This window comes from Mesorhizobium sp. B2-3-13 (genome assembly GCF_006442195.1).
Lineage (GTDB): Bacteria > Pseudomonadota > Alphaproteobacteria > Rhizobiales > Rhizobiaceae > Mesorhizobium > Mesorhizobium salmacidum.
This window is the reverse complement of sequence record NZ_VFVQ01000016.1, coordinates 77,598-96,441: the sequence shown is the minus strand read 5'-3', so window position 1 is coordinate 96,441 and position 18,844 is coordinate 77,598. Positions and strand designations below refer to the sequence as shown.

Annotated in this window: 13 protein-coding genes and 3 pseudogenes; 9 read left to right on the top strand and 7 right to left on the bottom strand. The window is 59.7% G+C overall.

What is annotated here, in order from left to right; genetic code table 11:
• Nucleotides 1–69: 69 nt before the first annotated feature.
• A complete protein-coding gene (locus tag FJ941_RS19635) occupies nucleotides 70–1,215 on the top strand; it encodes an MFS transporter (RefSeq protein ID WP_246673895.1) in 1,146 nt (381 codons plus the stop codon).
• A 1-nt stretch (nucleotide 1,216) separates the two neighbouring features.
• Nucleotides 1,217–2,605, top strand: coding sequence for a hypothetical protein (locus FJ941_RS19630; RefSeq protein ID WP_140508117.1), 1,389 nt, complete (start codon nucleotides 1,217–1,219; stop codon nucleotides 2,603–2,605).
• A gap of 502 nt (nucleotides 2,606–3,107) precedes the next feature.
• On the opposite strand, the gene FJ941_RS19620 is transcribed toward FJ941_RS19630, so the two are convergent.
• The 3 genes from FJ941_RS19620 to FJ941_RS19610 form a co-directional block, all read right to left on the bottom strand.
• The gene (locus FJ941_RS19620) at nucleotides 3,108–4,133 is read right to left on the bottom strand and encodes an ABC transporter permease (protein WP_140508115.1); all 1,026 of its coding nucleotides are present in this window, start codon (nucleotides 4,131–4,133) and stop codon (nucleotides 3,108–3,110) included.
• Nucleotides 4,134–4,146: 13 nt separating this feature from the next.
• On the bottom strand, nucleotides 4,147–5,616 hold the full coding sequence (locus FJ941_RS19615; RefSeq protein WP_140508201.1) for a sugar ABC transporter ATP-binding protein: 1,470 nt from the start codon (nucleotides 5,614–5,616) through the stop codon (nucleotides 4,147–4,149).
• A 123-nt stretch (nucleotides 5,617–5,739) separates the two neighbouring features.
• Complete coding sequence (locus FJ941_RS19610; RefSeq protein WP_140508114.1) at nucleotides 5,740–6,759, bottom strand: sugar ABC transporter substrate-binding protein; 1,020 nt, start codon at nucleotides 6,757–6,759, stop codon at nucleotides 5,740–5,742.
• Between the two features lie 860 nt (nucleotides 6,760–7,619).
• On the opposite strand from FJ941_RS19610, the gene FJ941_RS19605 reads away from it, so the two are divergent.
• Nucleotides 7,620–7,913, top strand: a complete 294-nt coding sequence (locus tag FJ941_RS19605) for a DUF982 domain-containing protein (RefSeq protein ID WP_140508112.1) — start codon at nucleotides 7,620–7,622, stop codon at nucleotides 7,911–7,913.
• A 616-nt stretch (nucleotides 7,914–8,529) separates the two neighbouring features.
• On the opposite strand, the pseudogene FJ941_RS19600 reads toward FJ941_RS19605, so the two are convergent.
• Nucleotides 8,530–9,057: pseudogene (locus tag FJ941_RS19600) on the bottom strand (GntR family transcriptional regulator); the annotation flags it as partial.
• Nucleotides 9,058–9,132: 75 nt separating this feature from the next.
• On the opposite strand from FJ941_RS19600, the pseudogene FJ941_RS19595 reads away from it, so the two are divergent.
• Nucleotides 9,133–9,995 (top strand): annotated as a pseudogene (locus FJ941_RS19595) (ABC transporter substrate-binding protein); the annotation flags it as partial.
• Nucleotides 9,996–10,608: 613 nt separating this feature from the next.
• Here the strand turns inward: FJ941_RS19595 and FJ941_RS19590 are convergent.
• Nucleotides 10,609–11,526 (bottom strand): hypothetical protein, encoded by a 918-nt coding sequence (locus FJ941_RS19590; protein WP_181169878.1) that lies wholly within the window; start codon nucleotides 11,524–11,526, stop codon nucleotides 10,609–10,611.
• Nucleotides 11,527–11,872: 346 nt separating this feature from the next.
• Between FJ941_RS19590 and FJ941_RS19585 the strand changes: the two genes are divergently transcribed.
• Genes FJ941_RS19585 through FJ941_RS19575 form a run of 3 tightly spaced genes read left to right on the top strand, consistent with a single transcriptional unit; the run spans nucleotide 11,873 to nucleotide 14,767 of the window.
• Nucleotides 11,873–13,045, top strand: coding sequence for a glycosyltransferase family 1 protein (locus tag FJ941_RS19585; protein WP_140508111.1), 1,173 nt, complete (start codon nucleotides 11,873–11,875; stop codon nucleotides 13,043–13,045).
• A gap of 2 nt (nucleotides 13,046–13,047) precedes the next feature.
• Nucleotides 13,048–14,211 (top strand): UDP-galactopyranose mutase, encoded by a 1,164-nt coding sequence (glf, locus tag FJ941_RS19580; protein WP_140508109.1) that lies wholly within the window; start codon nucleotides 13,048–13,050, stop codon nucleotides 14,209–14,211.
• Nucleotides 14,212–14,245: 34 nt separating this feature from the next.
• The gene (locus FJ941_RS19575) at nucleotides 14,246–14,767 is read left to right on the top strand and encodes a ferritin-like domain-containing protein (protein ID WP_140508107.1); all 522 of its coding nucleotides are present in this window, start codon (nucleotides 14,246–14,248) and stop codon (nucleotides 14,765–14,767) included.
• A gap of 61 nt (nucleotides 14,768–14,828) precedes the next feature.
• Here the strand turns inward: FJ941_RS19575 and FJ941_RS19570 are convergent, their stop codons facing one another.
• A complete protein-coding gene (locus tag FJ941_RS19570) occupies nucleotides 14,829–15,992 on the bottom strand; it encodes a beta-glucosidase (protein WP_140508105.1) in 1,164 nt (387 codons plus the stop codon).
• A gap of 307 nt (nucleotides 15,993–16,299) precedes the next feature.
• Between FJ941_RS19570 and FJ941_RS19565 the strand changes: the two genes are divergently transcribed.
• Nucleotides 16,300–17,190 carry an MBL fold metallo-hydrolase gene (locus FJ941_RS19565; protein WP_140508103.1) on the top strand — a complete coding sequence of 297 codons (891 nt, stop codon included), beginning with the start codon at nucleotides 16,300–16,302 and terminating at the stop codon, nucleotides 17,188–17,190.
• A gap of 259 nt (nucleotides 17,191–17,449) precedes the next feature.
• Nucleotides 17,450–17,857, top strand: a complete 408-nt coding sequence (locus FJ941_RS19560; protein ID WP_140508102.1) for a YidB family protein — start codon at nucleotides 17,450–17,452, stop codon at nucleotides 17,855–17,857.
• A gap of 75 nt (nucleotides 17,858–17,932) precedes the next feature.
• Here the strand turns inward: FJ941_RS19560 and FJ941_RS19555 are convergent.
• A pseudogene (locus FJ941_RS19555) lies at nucleotides 17,933–18,832 on the bottom strand (IS256 family transposase); the annotation flags it as partial.
• Nucleotides 18,833–18,844: the final 12 nt, after the last annotated feature.

The following is an 18,844-nucleotide window of genomic DNA, read 5'->3' as shown; positions in this document are numbered from 1 at the left end:
TTGGATGCGCAGCCCTTGTCAAATGCACTTCAAATTCACGCTGACCAGCGATCAAGCGTCCAGCCCCGGGTGTGGCTTGGATTCCTGGCCAGCACGCTATCGGCGGCAGTCGGACGAAACGGATACTACATCGCATCCGCCTGGACGCTTGTCGCAGCAGGCCACGGAGGCGCCGGCGTGGCGACACTGCTTGCGACCGTCAGTGTTGTCGAATTCGTCGCAAGCCCTCTGGCCGGCCTGGCAGCGGACCGGTTTGACCGACAGCGATTGAACATCGCGGCCGACCTCGGTCGCTTTGCCATCTTGCTCACCACGGCTTGTACGCTGCTGTATCTGGACGCCTTTTTCACACTCTGCCTGTCAGCGGCGCTCTTTTCGATTTGCGATCGTGTCGCGCTGACCGCCTCGCAAGCAATGATCCCGCTCATGACGCAAGGCGACGAACTTGCGACCACGAATTCCACCGCGTTCTTTACCATGCAGTTTGGCAGCCTCGGCGCAGCGTTGCTGGCCGGGTCGTTGTTGGATGGGCGCTCCCCTGCCCTGACGTTCATAGTGCTCGCCCTGTTGTTCCTCGTTTCAGCCGGCTCACTGTCCTGGATGCGGCCAGGCCGCCTCCCGCAAGGTGTCAGAAGGGCCAAAGGCCTGGCACCGAACATCAACAAGCATCTCCTTCGTCTGTTTGCCGCCTATGCCTTTCTCTATGGAGGCGCGGTGCTGGTCACGGTGATGGGATCAAGCTTCGTCTTCGAAGAGCAGCAAGGAACCGCCGCCGATTTCGGCTACCTTGAGGCCGCGTGGTCGGCTGGTTCGGTTATTGGGGCGGCTGTTCTCGTCAGGCTGACACGAGCGATAAGTGGTCCTATACTGCACCTCATGCTTTTGGCCTCAACGGCGCTCGCGTTGATGTCATTGATCACTGTGCGCACGCCCTGGACATTGATCGTCTTCGCCACGCTTGGGTTTTCCTACAATCTGGGCCGGGTGAGCATCGAGGTCACACTGCAGTCGCGTATGCCTGACAATGTATTGGGCAGGGCCAAGGGCGTCATGCACAGTCTCGCTGTCGGGCTGGGACTGGTCATATTCAGCATCGCTGGCGTTATAGGCGAGAGTGTATTTCCTTCGACGATCTTCGTCGGATTCGGCGTGGTGCTCCTCATCAGCATTCCTGCATTGAGCATCGGCATCGCGCAGCGAAAGGACGAACCGTGAGGTGGACGAGCTAACGACCGACATAGGCGCCAAGCAGGCGGTGCTGGACTCTCTGGCGACGCTCTATCCTTGGACGCGCTCCTATCATTGCCGCCGGCTTCGCGATTATGCGTCCCGCTTGTTCGAAGCGCCTGCCCAGAAATCGGAACCCGAAATTCGCAGCCGCGCGTTTGCCAGGCTGCTCGACACGATCAGGAATGCGGGAACGCGAAACGGATTGCCGATCAACGCCGTCTCCCAAATATGCAAAGATCTAGAACAACGCCGCGTGTTGCAGACCGGCCCGCATTTGTTTCTCCTCATGGAGCCAGAGGCCTATTACACGCACATCTTCAGCCTGCTTGGCCTCTCGGCGCATGGCTGCTCGACCTACGTTTCCTATGCCGTTTCAACGGTGAGTCTCGTTGAAAAGCCCCGCAAGGGGCCAGGCTGGATCACGCTTGGCGGGAAGCCGGTCAACGTGTTCGGTCTCAGCCGAAGCCGGATGATCGGATACGGCCTTCTGACCGGGCCTGGATCATACCGGTTCGAGCTGGCGCCAGCGGAGCCAAATGCCGAGGGAGATGCCCTCGCCCTGCTTCGCAGTCTTCTGCCGAAGACGCAGTTCGAGCGCCCTGCGCATGCCATCAAGGCAGCCAATCGCATCCTCTGGCCAAAACTGTTCGGAGAGAGCTTTGCCTTCCTGCAAATCGACGATGAGGATGTTGCCGACCTGGTGGCGGACCACCTGTCAGACGAGGGCTCCTGGCTGCGTACGAGGTTGCTGGAAAGCCCAAAGCTGGCTTTGAATATCCTTGACGAGATCGACAGGCTGGCGGCTGGCCCCTGGGGTGGCTGGCTCGCGCGCGGTACCGATTTCTTTTGGTACTATGAAAACGGAAAGCGCCTGCCGCTGCGCATGGTGGGTGGAGAACTCATCAATCTGGCGACCAGAACGAAGGTAGCTCGCTTCGCGGCTCCCGATATCATTGAGCGGCTGGCGAACCGCAGCCTTATTCCCAACCTGCTCCTTATGTTTCTGGTCCTGTCGATCCTGCCCGGCGTGCGCGCGCTCGGAGGCAGTCACCAGCCGGTCTACTATCCCCTGATGCGCTACGTCATTTGTCGGGCTCTAGAGACCGCAGACATGGATGCGGACCTTCGACGCGCTCTCGCGAGCGATGATGTGCCAGGAGCTTGGGGGCATCGCGTCATTGAATGCGATGAGGATCCATTCGAGTCAATCCGAAAGGGCAGCATAGGCGAAACCAGGGAGGTCATCGACCGCTTCGGCGATATGCCTTTCGCTGATGCCTGTGGAGGTCTGAGCAGTTTCGTTTCTGATCCGTCGTGGACCGAACTTTGCTCACAGCTGCGGGAGCGAGCGATCGCCCCAAGCGTCTTTTCCTAAGAGTGGGCAACCGCCCGTGGCTGAGGTCAAAATGAGCAGCACCTGCCATCGCAAAATCGGAATGGCGTATTCTTGGCCGAAAACAGTCCGCCCGCTTTTGGCGATCCAGGTAACACGAGCTGCCGTTACCCGATACGCAAGCAGCACCTACCGGAACTTCTCATACCGGGGCGGCTACGATCGAAGCTCCGGCCTCCGAATGGACCATCTGCTCGTGAGCCCTTCCCTTTCGGACAAACTCCGCAATGCCGGCGTGGACGTCGAGTTGCGCGGGTGGGACAAGCCAAGCGACCCTGCGCCAGCTTGGATCGAACTCGATTGACCACCACTAAGTCACTCACGCAGCTCCGGAACTGAAATCGCTCCTATGATCGCCCTGCTACGTCTGGCAGAGGTGCAGGCCGGCCGAAGCTCCATACCTGGGCGCAAATCCCGGCAGCTCTCGCGCCGCCGAGTGTCTGGAGGAAGTTGCACATTTAGGTGCCTTGGCAACCGCCGGTAATCAGATGCGTTGACGATCACGCAGATTCTGCACATAGACATTGATGATCAGTGCGACGAGCAGAATGATGCCGCGGATGAGGATTTTCAAAAAACTGTCGATCTGAACGTGATCGAGGCCATTGTTGAGGACGCCCAGTATGCACAGACCGATGATCGTGTTGCCGATCCCGCCACGGCCGCCAAAGAGGCTAGTGCCACCGACCACCACCGCTGCGATGGCGTCAAGCAGATAGCCGTCGAACTCGTTCTGCTGGGCGCTGCCGAAATGGGCCACACCAATCATCCCGGCGACGCCGGAACAGACCGCCGAAATGACCATCACCGCGCCCAAGACCAGTTTGACGTTGACACCAGAATATTCCGCTGCTTCGCGGTTGCCACCGACCATGTAGACGTATCGGCCGAAGCGCGTGTAGGTCAAAACGATATGACCGACCAGCAGGAATACGGCCAGCACGATGATGATCCACGGAAAGCCGGCTATCGTGCCGGAACCCATCATCGTAACCAGATCGGGAACGGCATAGGCGATCTGACCGCGCACCAGAAGCGCGCAAATGCCAGCGCCGATCTGCATCATGGCAAGTGTCATGATGAACGAGGGAATTCCAATCAGCGTCGTGCCGAAGGCGTTGACCAGGCCCAGGAAGGCGCAGATGAGCAGCGCCAACCCGATCGCCGCATAGCCTGGCAGGGGGAGGTTGGGAATGTTGACGTAGGATTCCTGCATCGTGAAATAGGCAACGGCGATGCCGGTAGCATTGGCGATAGCCGCTACCGAAAGATCTATCTCGGCGCAGAGGATGACAAAAGTGAGCCCCACCGCGATGACGCCCGTGACGGAAATCTGCGTCAGCACGTTGACCCCGTTGTCGACGCTGAGGAAAGATGGGCTGGCGATGCTGAAGAACGCGAGCAGGATGATCAGCGTCGCGAAAGGCGCAATGTTGCGCATCCGGTTACGCAGGAAGGCGCCAGCCCGCGACGGGGACCCTTTTACGGTTTCCTGAACCTGCATTGTCATTTGGCGTTCTCCCTCAAGCCGCGTCGAGCAGCCGGTCCTTGCTGATCGTCTCGCCGGCGAACTCGTGCACAATCCGGCCTTTCTTCATGACGATGATACGGTCGGCGAGCGACAGGACGGTTTCGGGCTCGGCCGAGACAACGATGACAGCAAGGCCCTGGTTGCGCAGCGCCCGTACGATCTTCACAACATCGTCTTTGGCGCCAACATCCATTCCTCGGGTCGGCTCGCTCAAGATCAGCACCTTAGGGATGTATGTCAGCCATTTCGCCAGCGCGACCTTCTGCTGGTTGCCGCCGGAAAGACTGGCGAGCAGCGCCATTACATTCGACGGACGGATATTCAGCAGTTCAACATGGCGGCTGGCGATCTCGCGCTCCGCTGCCGGCTTCAACCAGAGGCGCGAGATGCGGCCAAGCACGCTGATCGAGACATTTTTATAGACCGGTTCCTGGTAGAACAGCATGGAACGGCGGCTCTCCGGCACGAAGGCGATTCCCGCGCGGCGAGCGTGCGCCGTGTTGCGAAAACGTTTCGCCGCGCCCTCAATTGCCAACGTCCCGGTGCTCGGCTTGAGCTTGCCGAACAATGTCCGCGCCAGTTCGACCTGACCGCAGCCCATAAAACCATAGATGCCGAGAATCTCGCCGGCCCGCGCGTCAAGCGACACATCGGCGAAGGCGCGCCCCCCCGCAAGACCTCGCGCCGAGAGGATTACGGGCGCCGCGGACTTGCTATTGAGTGCGATCGCGCCGGTATAACTTTCCTCCAGCTCCTCGTGACCGCTGCCGATCATACGTTCGATAACCCAGCCTTTGTCGATCAAGGCCGCGGCTTCGGTAACAACACGGCGCCCGTTGCGGAAGATGGTCACCTTATCGGAAACTGATAGGATGTCGTCGAGGAAATGGGAAATGAAGATCATGCTGCGGCCGCTCGCACGAACACCGCGAAGCACCTCGAACAGGCGATGCACCTCTGGCGGCGACAGCGCCGAGGTAGGCTCGTCTAGTATGATGATCCGCGCTCCCGAGAAGAGCACGCGGGCGAGTTCGACCAGTTGCTGGAGGCCGATCGACAATGATCCCATCGACGCGCGGGGATCGACCTCGATGCCAAGATTGGCGAGTTGTTCCCGGGCTGCGGCCATCATACCGGACCAATCGATCAGTCCCGCCTTCGTCGGCTGTTTTCCAAGAAAGACATTTTCGGCAACTGTGAGATCGGGAACGACGCTCAGTTCCTGATGCACCATGCCGATGCCCGCCGCAAGCGCATCACGGGCCGAGCGGAAATGGACCTGCTCTCCGTCGATGAACATGCGGCCGTTGTATTCGGCGTGCACACCGGCGATGATCTTCATCAGGGTTGATTTGCCGGCGCCGTTTTCCCCAACGAGCCCATGGATCTCGCCGGCGCGCAACACGAAATCCACATCCTGCAGCGCCACCACGCCGCCGAAGGATTTCGATATCCCATCCATGCGAAGGCGCGGCGCGACCGCTCGCAAGGAGGCTTCAGCTTGAGCGTTCATTCTGTCCGCGTGGCGATTTTCCAGTGCTGCGCGAATGGCTGGCGGATGACCGCCAGCCAGTTGGGACGAAGATCAGATCAGGAAATGGTCTTCCATCCATTGCATGCCGGAGGCGTTCTCCTTGGTAACCACGGGACCGTCGGTTACGACGCTTTTCGGAATTCCTTCGCCTGACTTCTCGCCACCTGTCACCGCGGCGACACCGGCTACAATGGCGCCGCCATGAATACGGCAGGACGGATTGCGCACGGTGGCGTGCATGCGCCCTTCGGCAACGGCGGCTATGGCAGGGGGCATGGCGTCGCAACCGCCGATCTTGATGTTGGTACGGTTATGGGCCTTCATGACGTTGTACGCTGCAAGCGCCATGTCGTCGTTGTGGAAATAGGCCGCGTCAATCTGCGGATATTTCGTAAGATAGGTCTCCCATAGCCGCGCCACCTTGGTGACGTCCCAGTCGGCCGGCTGGTTTTCCAGAACCTCGATGTCGGGATGCTGTTTGACGATTGATTCGAAGCCCCGGTTTCGCCCTTGGGCGCCCGTGTGGCCGAGCGCGCCCTGCGTGGTGATGACCTTGCCCTTGCCGCCGATGGCGGTGATGAGCGCCTGGGTCACCGATGATCCCATGAATTCATTATCAGGCGCGAGGAAGCTGTGCACATTGATCTTGTCGAGTGGCGCAATCAGGGTGTCCATGTCGATGACAGGGATCCCGGCGTCGATCATCTTTTGCACCGGCTGCACCAGCGTGCCGATACCAAAGGCCTGGATCGCCACGAAATCCCATTTCTGGGAAGCCATGTTGTCGATCGCCGCGCGCTGCTTTACGGCATCGAGTTCCCCGTCGAACCAAGTCACCTCGACGTTGAATAATTTGCCCCAGTATTCCGCCGCTGCCTTACCTTGGGCGCACCATGTCGCCTGAAGTCCGGCGTTGGAGAACGCTGCCTTGAGCGGTTTTTCGGAACGCCCGGAGGCCGTGGCGGCTGCGCGAGCCTGGCTGATCCCGAAGCCGCCCAGAAGTGCAGCGGCACCGCCAACAGCCGCTAAGGTCAGAAGATTGCGTCGGTCATCGTCTATTTTGTTTTTCATAATTCCTCCCAGTATGGCTCATGGAAGTGCGAGCCATACGGCCATTATGGCCCCGCCGATCTTGTGGTCAAGGTTCCGAGACAACGTCGTTCGGCGTCCTCACGGAATCCAGGGTTAGTGGCACTACAGCCCTGGCGCGTTCAGGAACCGACCATTCCTTAAGATCGACAAAGCAATGACCGAGGACGCAAAGACCCGCTCCAGTACGCTACACGCAGCGGGCTTCCTCCTTCTTGGAACACGGGCTCAGGCGAGGCGGTGCTCCGGGTCAGGAGACTGCACAATCTAGAGGAGGTCCCAGGCTCGACGGGTATGCAAGTAAGTCTTCCGGATAGCTCCGCCGCCGAATGGTGGCATGCTTGGTCGGCACCGCAACTCTTGTATGGATGGCTTGTATTCATCCCGCTTCGCCATCATGGTTGGATTGCCGGGAGGAAACCGGCGTGGCCCGGTTGCACTTCCCCGAAGAAGCTAGTCCCCCCGATGCAACCGGGCCGCTGATTTGGCCAGCCTGTTGAGTCCCGACCTGCCATCGTTCCTGACGTGACTGCGCGTGTGAAGGCGCGCGCCTGCGTCGATCGATAAATCGATGAGCTGCGACCGACAGCCGCCATGATCCAATGGCCCGCACTCGCTCAAAGCCTAGCCTCGCCTCCTGCGCTTTTGGCCTCAACATTTCAATCTAAATAGTGTGCGCGAAGCGGCAGACGCAGTCTCCAAAAAGGCGTTGCTGGCGCAGGGAGACCTCCATTGGGCGCGGGTGGGAAGTGGTCAATACACCCGTTTGGTCTACTGTCGAGTTCATCGCAACCACTCTACAATTTGCGTGTTGTTTCGGCACTAAATTAACGGAGTCACCGATGAGACCCGAACTGTTTTTTTCAAAGCCCGTTCCAGTATTTGTCGGGATGGGCTTCCCGCGCGATATCGTGTCGGTCGCGGAGGCCTACGAAATGCTGAATGAGTGGCCGGGCAGCCGCAGCCCGACATTCACAGCCGCGCTCTGTGTCTGCCAATCTGCTTTGGTCGGTGACAAAGACGTCGAAACAGCGCGCATTGCCTTCGAAGCTTTTGCGCTTGCCCGCGGCATCCTCGCGCCCGACGCGCTCGAGGTGGCGGCGGCACGTGCTGCTGATGAGTGGCTGACAGCTTGAGCATGGCACTCATTCACCGGCCGCAGGTCGGGCCGCAGCGCATAGAGTTCGCGCCATGATATCCGGCGCCGGGTCACGGTCTCCTTGGCTGTGGTGTTTCTATCCATGGCGGATCCTCCGATGATTGGTGCCGCACCTGTTTCTGCCGCACCTCGAGTTTCTTTCTTCATAGCCCTAAAGGCTAAAGGGGGTGGGGTGTGCTATAGGCAACCTCACTCGGTTGTGGACCAAAAAACGAAGGTGCAGAAGGAACAGCACATTTTATCGGCAACGTTACCCACGTCCTCGAAAATCGTATGACCGTGAACCTCGGCATCCCAGTCACGGTCGACGCCGCTGTCGTCAGGCTGGTGAGCGCCTATAAGGCGCCTACGACGAGCACACCGCTGCTGGACAAGCTGACATGAGCCGCCTCCCTTCCAAGGCGAGGGAACGGTTGAGGAGGGTGTCCATATCTACCTTCGGATCGGCCTTTGCCAGAAAATCCGCGACGTGCTTTGGCAGGTTTCCGGGTTCAACGAATGGGGTGTGTCCCTGTTCGTCGGCAGTGATGGCAATCAGGGTCGCATGGCGAGCAGGATCCCCGGTGCATCAAATGCCTGGAGGAAACAGTCTGGAACTGCTCCCTGATTACGTCGATGATCGAAAGCGTGCCGGACAGATGCCTCCGCAGGGTGGATGCGGCGGCATCGACGTCGGCGGAGCGGATGGCCTCCACGATGACGCGGTGATCCTCCAGAACGGTCTGCATCTTACCCAGCATCGGCAGGTTGAGCCGGCGCAGCCGGTCCAGATGGACGCTCTGTCGCCGCACGGTCGCCCATAGCTCCAATACGCCGGCGCGCTCATAGATCTTGCGATGAAACTCACGGTCCAGCGAATCGAACACATCGTAGGTCTTGGGCGATGCAACGATCGCCTGCCGAGAGAGGATATCATCAAGCTCGGCCGCCGTTTGCGCCGGGCTTTCGAGCGTCAGCCGGCGGACCGCCTCGAGTTCGACGGAGAGCCGCAGGAATTGGGCCTGCCTAGCGTGCTTCACGTCGATGCGCGCGACCACCGTCGCATATTGCGGATAGACCTCGACCATGCCCTCCTCCTGCAAGCGCATCAGCGCATCACGCACCGGCGTCTGGCTGACGCCGATCGCATGCGCCGTCGCCGTCGGAGGACCGCGGCCAAATGAAATTGCGCCAATCGCTCATTTCGGGAGGAATTCATGCGATCGATCATCAGCGGCCTCGCCGCGCTCGGCCTCGCTCTCGGCTTCGCCACATCCGCCTACGCCCAGGAAAAGACCGAAATCTCCATCACGCGTCAGCCCGGCATCCTCTACCTCGCCAGCCACGTCATGGAGACGCAGAAGCTGATCGAAAAGCATGCCGCTGAGGATGGCCTGAAGGACTTCAAGATCAACTGGCGCACCTTCAGCGGCGGCGGCACGCAGACCGATGCGCTGCTGTCGGGCAATGTCGACATCGTCAACACCGGCACCGGTAATCTGCTGCTTCTGTGGGACCGCACCAAGGGCCGCGTCAAAGGCATCTGCACCAATTCGGCCCAGCCGGTGATCTTCGTTTCGCGCGATCCGCACATCAAATCGCTGAAGGACATCGGCCCGAGCGACAAGATCGCCGTTCCGACCGTGGGTGTGTCCACCCAGGCGATCCTGCTGCAGATGGCGGCCGCCAAGATGTTCGGCGACAAGGATATCCACCACTTCGATGCCAATACGGTCCAACTCGGCCATCCCGACGCCATGGCGGCGCTCGCCAACCAGAAGCATGAGGTCAAGAGCCATTCTCCGCGCCACCCTACCAGTACCTTGAATTGAAAATGCCTGGCATCCACGAAGTCACCAGTTCGCGCGACATCATCGGCGGCGATCTGAGCCAGGGCACCTTCTTCACCACGACCGAATTTGCGGAGGCGAACCCGACGACCATCAAGGCGATCCGCGAGGCGACCGCTGACGCGATCGCCTACATCAAGAGGGATCCGAAAGGCGCGCTGGAGGATTATAAGACCATTTCCGGCGACAAGACGAGCATCGACGACCTGATGGCGATCCTCAAGGAGCCCCAGCACGTATTAAAATTGATCCCGGCGGAACTCAACACAGGAGACTTTGTTGGGTTTGCTAGCGGGTTTGCAGTTGCTTCCACACAAATGAGGAAAGCTTGCAGGACACCTTACAGTTCCGGAAGATGCTGGTAGCCACCCTCTCGTCAAGCGGCTTCGAGCAACAATGCACGCGGCTATGCCGAGACTACGTTTCCCCGATAAGGTCACCACGAATATCGTGACCGCATTGATCGGTCCGGACGCCGGCCTCCGCACCAAACCCAGCCGAAGCAAACCAATAGCCCGTTCTGCCAGGTTCGTGCTGATCTCGATTTCAATAGAAACGTCCACAAGGTTTTGGAAATTATGTCCGGCACCGGCCGACCAGCTCAAACTGACGTGGTGCAGGTGCTGGCATGTCGAGGTTTGATCACCGCGAAGTACAGTAGGATAGGTGGCGATGTTGGGGTGTCAGGTTCAGCCGCCAAGCAATTTGGATTGCGCCTGATCTGCATGCCAGGTCTCGTTCGATGAAAGTCCTGGTAGCGGGCATTATCGTGCTCGCGGACGCAACAGGGCGAAGACCCCTGGCCGGCTGAGCACTGTTGGCGCTAAATTGGCACGGTCGGGGTCATGCTACCTTGGAAAACAGAGCGACGTCACATCTGGCCAAGCCGTAGCGCCACCGGTGATCAGTCGCGGCAACCCGGCTCTGGTAGAACAGTGAAAGCTGACTGCCTTCGATCATCACCGTTGAATGACCGTTCTCGCCCGGCTGGCCTGGTTCGAGCACCGGGCCTATCGACACGTAGGGTCCAGCAACTTCGTCGGCGATGGCGAAAAACACGCGCTGACGGTTCCCACGAAGGCCATTTGGGAGAAAGCAAGTGGCGTTCAAAAGCACGCGGCCATCCGGTAACTCGACCAGTTGTGCACCCTCTATGCCCCATTCATAGTCGGGATCCTCTCGCGTATTGTGATGAGGGACATCAGCGTGATCGAGGATCTTGCCGATCCGCTTCCATGGACCGAACCACGAGTCGGACTGGCTGCGTGCGAGATAGATGTCGGGCTGTGGCACCCTGTTGAATTTTGGCATGCCCGAATAAACGAGATAGCGCTTGCCAGCAATGACCGCGGGGTGCGGATCGTAGATGCCATCCTCCTGCGTGTCGGGGATGGCAAGAATGGCTGGGCTGAGAACCACCCAATGGAAGCCGTCGTTGGAAACCGCATGCTCGCAACGGCCACCGGATTTCATAAACTCGGTCTGGATGAACATGTGGAAGACGCCACTTTCGTGGATGACGCCCGGAGCCGCGACCCCCGTCCCGTTGATAGGCAGCTCGATCACTTCGTGCTCGGACCAAGGCCCATAAAGGTCGGGCGCCGTCGCGTGCAGGATTCTCCACGTCTCGGTCGTTACCGTCCCGCTTGAACCGAAGACATGCCACAGCCTGCCATCGAAGACGGGGCATGGGTCCTTGAGGTCATCCACGCTTTGCGGATGAAACAGCGGAAACACGTTGGTATCGAACTCGATCTTCATCTCAGCCCCCGGGGATCTGCCCTTGCCCTTGGACGCGCCCAGTGAAGCAGGCGAATCAATTTGATGTCCTGAGCATTTTATAGCCAGCGAGTTCAACACAAATACGGCAAAGGCGGTTCTCCACCACCAACCCCTGGTCGGGAGGCTTTCGATGACCAGCCGCGGGCAGCTGCAGCCGGGGTTTGCATCCAATGCAAAGCGGGGACCTGAGGCTCTCTGTTTCACCTTGGAACAAGTCACCTGTCCGAAAGTTAGGAGCTGGAATGGAAGTGTAGTTTCGCCTCATCCACGACTAACAAATGTTAGTCGCAAACATAAACCACAGCCTATAAAAAGGAATATCTCAATGGAAGCAGCCTTGGGCGGGGTAACCGGCAGTAAACACGCTGGCAGGCAAAATCTTCTGGTTTGCTTTTCTCATTTAAGGTGGAATTTCGTTCATCAACGCCCGCAGCATGTCCTCACTCTAGCGTCCATGCAGCAGAGAGTGGTGTACTTTGAAGAACCCCTTTTCGAAGAACTGCCGCAGCCGCTAATGCGGACGAGCGAGGCCTCGCCAAACATTCTGGTTGTGACACCAGTGCTCCCGGTCGGCACGTCGGCCGCGAAAGCAGATGCCGTGCAGCGGAGATTTGTGCAGCAGACAATCGCTTCTATGCCGCACAGCCGGCTGATCGCTTGGTATTACACGCCGATGGCTCTTCGCTTTACGGAGTACCTAGAGGCGGACATATGCGTCTATGATTGCATGGACGAACTCTCTGCGTTCAAGAATGCGCCGCCCGAACTGCAGCAGATGGAAAAGGCCCTTCTGCGCCGCGCCGATCTGGTTTTCACCGGCGGCCTGAGCTTGTTCGAGACCAAGCGCCACCTACACCATGCGATCTATCCCTTCCCTAGCAGCATAGATGTGAACCACTTTCACAGGGCCAGGAAGCTGGGCAAAGACCCAGCCGATCAGGCCGACATTCCCCACCCGAGGGTAGGATATTTCGGCGTAATCGACGAGCGGCTGGATGTCGATCTCGTGGCTCAAGGGGCGGAGACTATGCCGGACGTGCATTTCGTCATGCTCGGCCCGGTGGTCAAGATCGACCCCGCAGACCTGCCGCAGGCGCAAAATCTGCACTGGTTGGGCGGGAAAGCCTACCACGACCTGCCCGACTACCTGCGCCATTGGGATGCAGGCTGGATGCCGTTCGCGCTCAACGAAGCGACCCGGTTCATCAGCCCGACCAAGACGCCGGAATTCCTGGCGGCTGGCCTGCCGGTGATCTCGACGGCGATCGTTGACGTGGTGCGCAGCTACGGCGCGGCCGGACTGGTGGAAATCGCCGACGGCGACGACCTGGAAATCAAGCTGCGCTCCGTTCTTTTGCGCCCGCGCCAGGTGCTTCTGCAGCAAGTCGATGCCTACCTTGCAGACATGTCCTGGGAGCGAACATGGAATGCCATGGCAGCTCACATTGAGCGCGTTTATCAGCGTAAAAAGGTCGTCCCGCTTCGCAGGAGCGCTTAGCCATGTTCGATTGGCTGGTCGTGGGGGCAGGTTTTGCCGGCAGCGTGCTTGCCGAAAGAATAGCCTCGCAGCGTCACGAGAGCGTTCTGCTGGTCGATCGCCGCGGCCATGTCGGCGGCAACGCCTACGATTGTTATAACGAAGCCGGCATCCTCATCCACCGCTACGGTCCGCATATCTTCCACACCAACAGCCAGGCGATCGTGGATTACCTTTCGCAGTTCACCCAGTGGCGGTCATACGAGCACAGGGTGTTGGCGGCGGTGGACGGAAAACTGGTTCCCATCCCGATTAATCTTGACACGATCAACCGCCTTTATGGGCTCGACCTGACCTCGGCACAGCTGGAGGATTTCTTCGCGTCCCGACGCGAGACTGTGGAGGACGTCCGCACGGCCGAGGACGTGGTCGTCAGCACCGTGGGACGCGAACTCTACGAGAAATTCTTCCGTGGCTATACGAGGAAGCAATGGGGCGTCGATCCCAGTCAACTGAGCAAATCGGTGACGGCACGAGTGCCGACCAGGACCAACCATGACGACCGCTATTTCAGCGACAGCTTCCAGAAAATGCCGGCTGGCGGATACACAAGCATGTTCGAACGCATGCTCGATCATCCGAACATCAAGATCATGCTGCAGACCGATTTCCGCGAAATCCGTGAGAAGATCCCGTTCAGGCGCATGATCTATACCGGCCCAATCGATGAATATTTCGGGTGGCAGCTCGGGCATCTTCCCTATCGCTCGCTGCGTTTCGAGCACGTGACGCTGGACTGCGAGCAGTTTCAGCCAGTCGCGGTCGTCAATTATCCGCAGACGCAGGATTACACTCGTATCACGGAATACAAGCATCTCACCGGCCAGCAGAACTCGCGGACCAGCCTGACCTACGAATACCCCACGGATATCGGTGATCCGTACTACCCGGTGCCGCGGGCCGAAAACGAAGCGCTCTACAAGCGCTATGAAGCGCTCTCCGCAACCTGTCAGGACGTGTGGTTTGTCGGCCGCCTGGCAACATACCGCTACTACAATATGGATCAGGTGGTCGGACAGGCTCTGGCTACTTTCGCCCGCATCCAAAGGAGCGTCCCGGAATGGGCAAGCGCGGGAAAGACGTCGTTGGCGGGCCTGGCGGTAAGCACTCCGTCACCCCGGAGTTAAATTTGGGCGGGGCAAAATCAGAAGGAGAATTGCGATGGATACAAACTTCAACTCGGAGAGCCGTTCGATCTTCATTGTTGGCTTGCGCAACGCGCATGCCATGGAGCACCAGGCGCTGTCGATCATGAAACCACAGGTAGAGCGTATTGAGAATTATCCAGAGGTGGCCGATCGCTTGCGCCGGCACATTCGGGAGACCGAAGGCCAAATCACGCGGCTCGAGGCGGTTCTGGAGGGACTCGATGAAGAGCACTCCACTCTCAAGGACACAGCCCTGTCGATGGTCGGTAGCATGGCTGCCATGGGCCACTCGATGGCCGGCGACGAGATCATCAAGAACAGCCTGGCGAATTTCGCCTTCGAGAACTACGAGATTGCTGCCTACAATTCGCTGCTGGTGCTCGCCGAGGCTGGCGGATTTCAGGATGCTGAAATGGCCCTCAAGCAAAATCTGAGCGAAGAGGAAGCCATGGCCGAATGGCTGAAGGAAAACCTAAGCGACGTCACCTTGCGGTATGCCAAGTTGCGCGAGGAGGGGGAAACCGCAAAAAGCTGATCCAACGGCGCGGGGGGCGTCCAGTGCTGGCGCCCTGCCCATGGTTTTGTCGGCCACGCTTTCAGCGGTTCGGCACGAACAGGTCTTGCTGACGAATCAGTTCATCCGCGATTGGCTGGCGGAGGCGTCGCAGGCCATCCGCCTGGATGACCGAAAACAGCCCCACTTCGGCATGTCGGGAATTATCCCATCCGGGATAGGCGGTTATCGGATACAGGCAAATACCCTCAATCGGTGCTTCGAGGCTCATTGCCGCACGCACCTCGTCGCAGACATAATGGAGCCAAGCCGGCCCGCCGGATCCCTCCGAGCCGGTCTCGGCGATGAACATGGGCTTGCCGTATCGATGAGCGACCTCGATCAACATTTCCGACAGAGCCCGGTACTCGTGGTGCCCCATCGGAATGGTCGGCCCATTTATGTACCATTGATTGTGCGGGTAGAAATTCAGGCCAACGCCGTCGACAACGTCTTCGCTCCCGCCCAACTCAGGTTCGACGCGGCCCAGCAACATGTCGTAAGCCTCGAACTGTCCCAGTCGGGCGTTTTCGGCCCGGCGCCGTTCGGCGCGGGTCCGGTCGCGGGGAGCGATATGGATGAGCGGCTCGGCCCAGACAAACCTGCATGCTGGGTCGACCTGCCGCATTGCACGAACACCCGCGATGGCAGCCTTGACGAGATGCCGCTTGAACCATCCGCGTTTGTTCGGCCCCACGCGCGGGAAATAGCCGACCTCAACAGCCCAGGCGAAGAAGGAGATCTCGTTGATTGGACACAACAGAGGCGATGTTCCGGTAATCGAGCGGTGCACCCTCACGGCCTCGGCCGCAAACGAGGCATAGGCATCGATGAAATGCTGCGACCCCTGATCGACGTGGTCTGGGGATCCGTAGTGGAAGATGTCCCAGATGACCTGGACACCTGCCGTTTGGGCTGCCTCGACCATAGGCGCCCAACTTGACCAGTCATAGGTTCCGGGAGCGGTTTCGATCAGGTGCCAGCGCAACCCGTCGCGGATGGTGCGAAGGCCGAGTTCGGCGCAGCCGCGGTAGTCGCCCAGGGCATGCAAATTGTGCGAGGTCGCACGAATAAGGTCGAGGCGAACGCCGTCCTTGCGCCGATGCGAGGAGCATTCAAAGCCCGCCATGAAAAAACTGGCAAAGCGCCAAGCACCGGAAACCGAAGCATCCACCTCCTGGCCCTTCGTGCGTGCCGCCTCGTTCATTCGAAGTCTCCTTTGGTCAGTCGGCTTCGCACTCGGCCGGATTGTTCGGAGCGAGAACTGCCTTGGCGAAACCGCATCCGATCGGGCAAGCAGCATCCCCCTGCTCAGTTCGGCATACCCCTCATTCTTACATGACCGAATAGTGCCGAACCGATTGGTCGTGTCTTTGTTCCGGTGGTCCACCGTCCGGTAGCTGGGTGCCGAAGGCAAATCAGGAACAAGGCGGCCCGAGCCAAGTTCGGGGATGTACCACCGGCCTCGATCAGCTCGGCCGGATGCTCGGCAAACAACAGAGGCACGGGATCATATGACCGTTCAAATTCGACTTTCCGATATCGACCGCGCCAGGCGCGAGGATCGTGGCGACGGCGCTTGGAGTATCGCACCAGATCTGGGCTATTTGCGATTGGCAATCGTCAATGTCGTGTTCTTCGGCGCACCGGGCAGCGGAGATCGCAAATGGGTGCTGATCGACACAGGGTTGCCGACGTCCCGGAGCAGCATCCTTGCGGTCGCGGAAAAGCGCTTTGGGACTGACACGCGGCCGGCCGCGATCATCTTGACTCACGGCCATTTCGACCATGTGGGAACGGTTCTGGACCTTGCGAATACGTGGGACGTGCCTGTCTTCGCACACCCGCTCGAGCGCCCTTATCTGGACGGAACCACGTTCTATCCGCCACCGGACCCCTGGGTGGGGGGTGGACTGATAGCATTGCTTTCGCCGCTCTTTCCACGCGGGCCGATCGATCTTGGCGACCGCTTGGTGTCCTTGCCTGCCGACGGATCGATCCCCGGGATGCCCGGATGGCAATGGCTGCACACGCCAGGACACGCCCCGGGGCATATCTCGCTCTGGCGGGAGGAAGACCGCTCGCTGATCGTGGGGGACGCTTTCATGACCACGGGTCAGGAGTCGGTCTATGAGGTCGCCGTCCAGGATCTCGAGATGCACGGTCCGCCACGCTATTTCACGCCCGACTGGGATGCGGCGGAGAGATCGGTGAAGCGCTTGGCCGCACTGAAGCCGCAGATGGTCATCAGCGGACACGGGGCGGCGGCTGCGGGCGTGGGCATGCGTCAAGCTCTCGACAGCCTGGCTGATCGGTTCAGGCAGTTGGCCGTGCCGCCGAAAATGAAATTCGTGCGCGAGCCAGCGTCCCAGATAGCTAGGGCAACCGATCCGCCATCGTTCTGAACAGGTCAGATTGGGCCGACTCTATCTCTCGACCGGTAGAGTTCCCGTCGGGTCGGGCGCCCCTGCATCGTTCACCGACAAACTCCGACAAGCGGAACAAACCCGGGAGGCGCCGGTTAGGAGGTTCGATCGACGCAGGGCGGCAGCCAAGCGCCGGAAGGACGCGTCCTCTCCGCCGGCGAGCCGACCGGCAGTTATTCGAGCCCGAACGCGTCGGCATTCGCCAGACTCGCTCATGCCAAACCGCGGAGGAGACCAAATGGCAAATCTGGGAAGACTGGCGATCGCGATGCTTGGCGTTTTGGCATACCGAAGTCGCGACAAACTCTGTGAATTGATTCCGGGAGCGGGGTATCTTAACCCAAACGATCCGCAACGCAGAATTCTGGCTCAGATAACCAATGCCGTGTCGAGGGCTGACCTCGGTCAGATCCTCGACCGATTCAGGGAGCTGGGCGCAGGATCTAAAGTCGACTCGTGGGTTGGCAACGGCCCAAACCAACCAATCGAGCCAAGGCTCGTCGAAGCGGCGATGGACGAAGGTACACTGATGTCCATGTCGGTGCAGACGGGACTTTCGCGCGAGGAGCTAATCAGAAGGATTACGCGGGACCTACCCGAGACAGTCAACGAAATGACGCCGAATGGTGAATGGCTGCCTGAATAACACAAGGCTTGGGATAAGTCGACCTTGCTCGACAATGTGTCCTAGGTCCCGGCTTCCTGCCAACTTGCTTTGCTTGGTGGACTTCAGGTGCTTGCGATGCTGGCGCGGCAGGCGAAAGAAGGTCATCGTGCTCTCGATGGTTTCCTCCGCCACGTCGTCGGTCGTGGGTAGCGGCCCGACCATTTCGCAAGCAAGCCACGCGGCGAGATCGGCCTTGGCCTTGGCGAGATCGCGCCGGTCGTAGAGCAGCGCAGTTCCTGCAGGCAGTCGTCGCCGTGCTTCCGCGGCAGATGATCGAGCGCGTTCCTGAGGAAGTGGACGTAGCAGCGCTGCCATGCCGCTTCCGGGATGACTTCGCCGATCGCCGCGACCAGGCCGGCATGATCGTCGGACACGACCAGCTCGACGCCCCTGAGGCCGCGCGCCTTCAAGCCGACGAGGACGTCCCTCCAGGCCGAGCGGCTTTCGCGATTGGCCATCTCTACAGCCAGGATCTGACGCCGGCCGTCCCAGTCGATGCCAACCGCCATCAGCACCGCCTGGTCTCATGACGATGCCGACTTCGCGCACCTTCTCGTAGCGGGCATCGAGAATAAGGTAGGCAAAAGGCTCCTGGAGCGGGCGTTCGGCAAACGCCTTCAGGCTCTCGTCCAGGCGCTTGTTGATGGCCGAGATCGATGAGGCCGAGAAGGCATGACCGCACAGCTCTTCAGTGATCGCCTTGACCTTTCGGGTCGACACGCCTGCACATACATTTCCGACAGTGTCGCCCCGCTCGGAACGCTGGTGGCGCTCGAACAGCTCAGTGGAGAAGCGGCCAGCTCGGTCTTGCGGAACCCGCAGTTCAAGCTTGCCGACACGCGTCACAAGGGTGCGGCCGTAATAACCCGAGCGATAGCCGAGACGCTCCGGTGTGCGCTCGCCCTTCGAAGCACCCAGCGCCTCCTCCATCTCCGCCTCGAGCACCTCCTGCATCACCGCACGGAT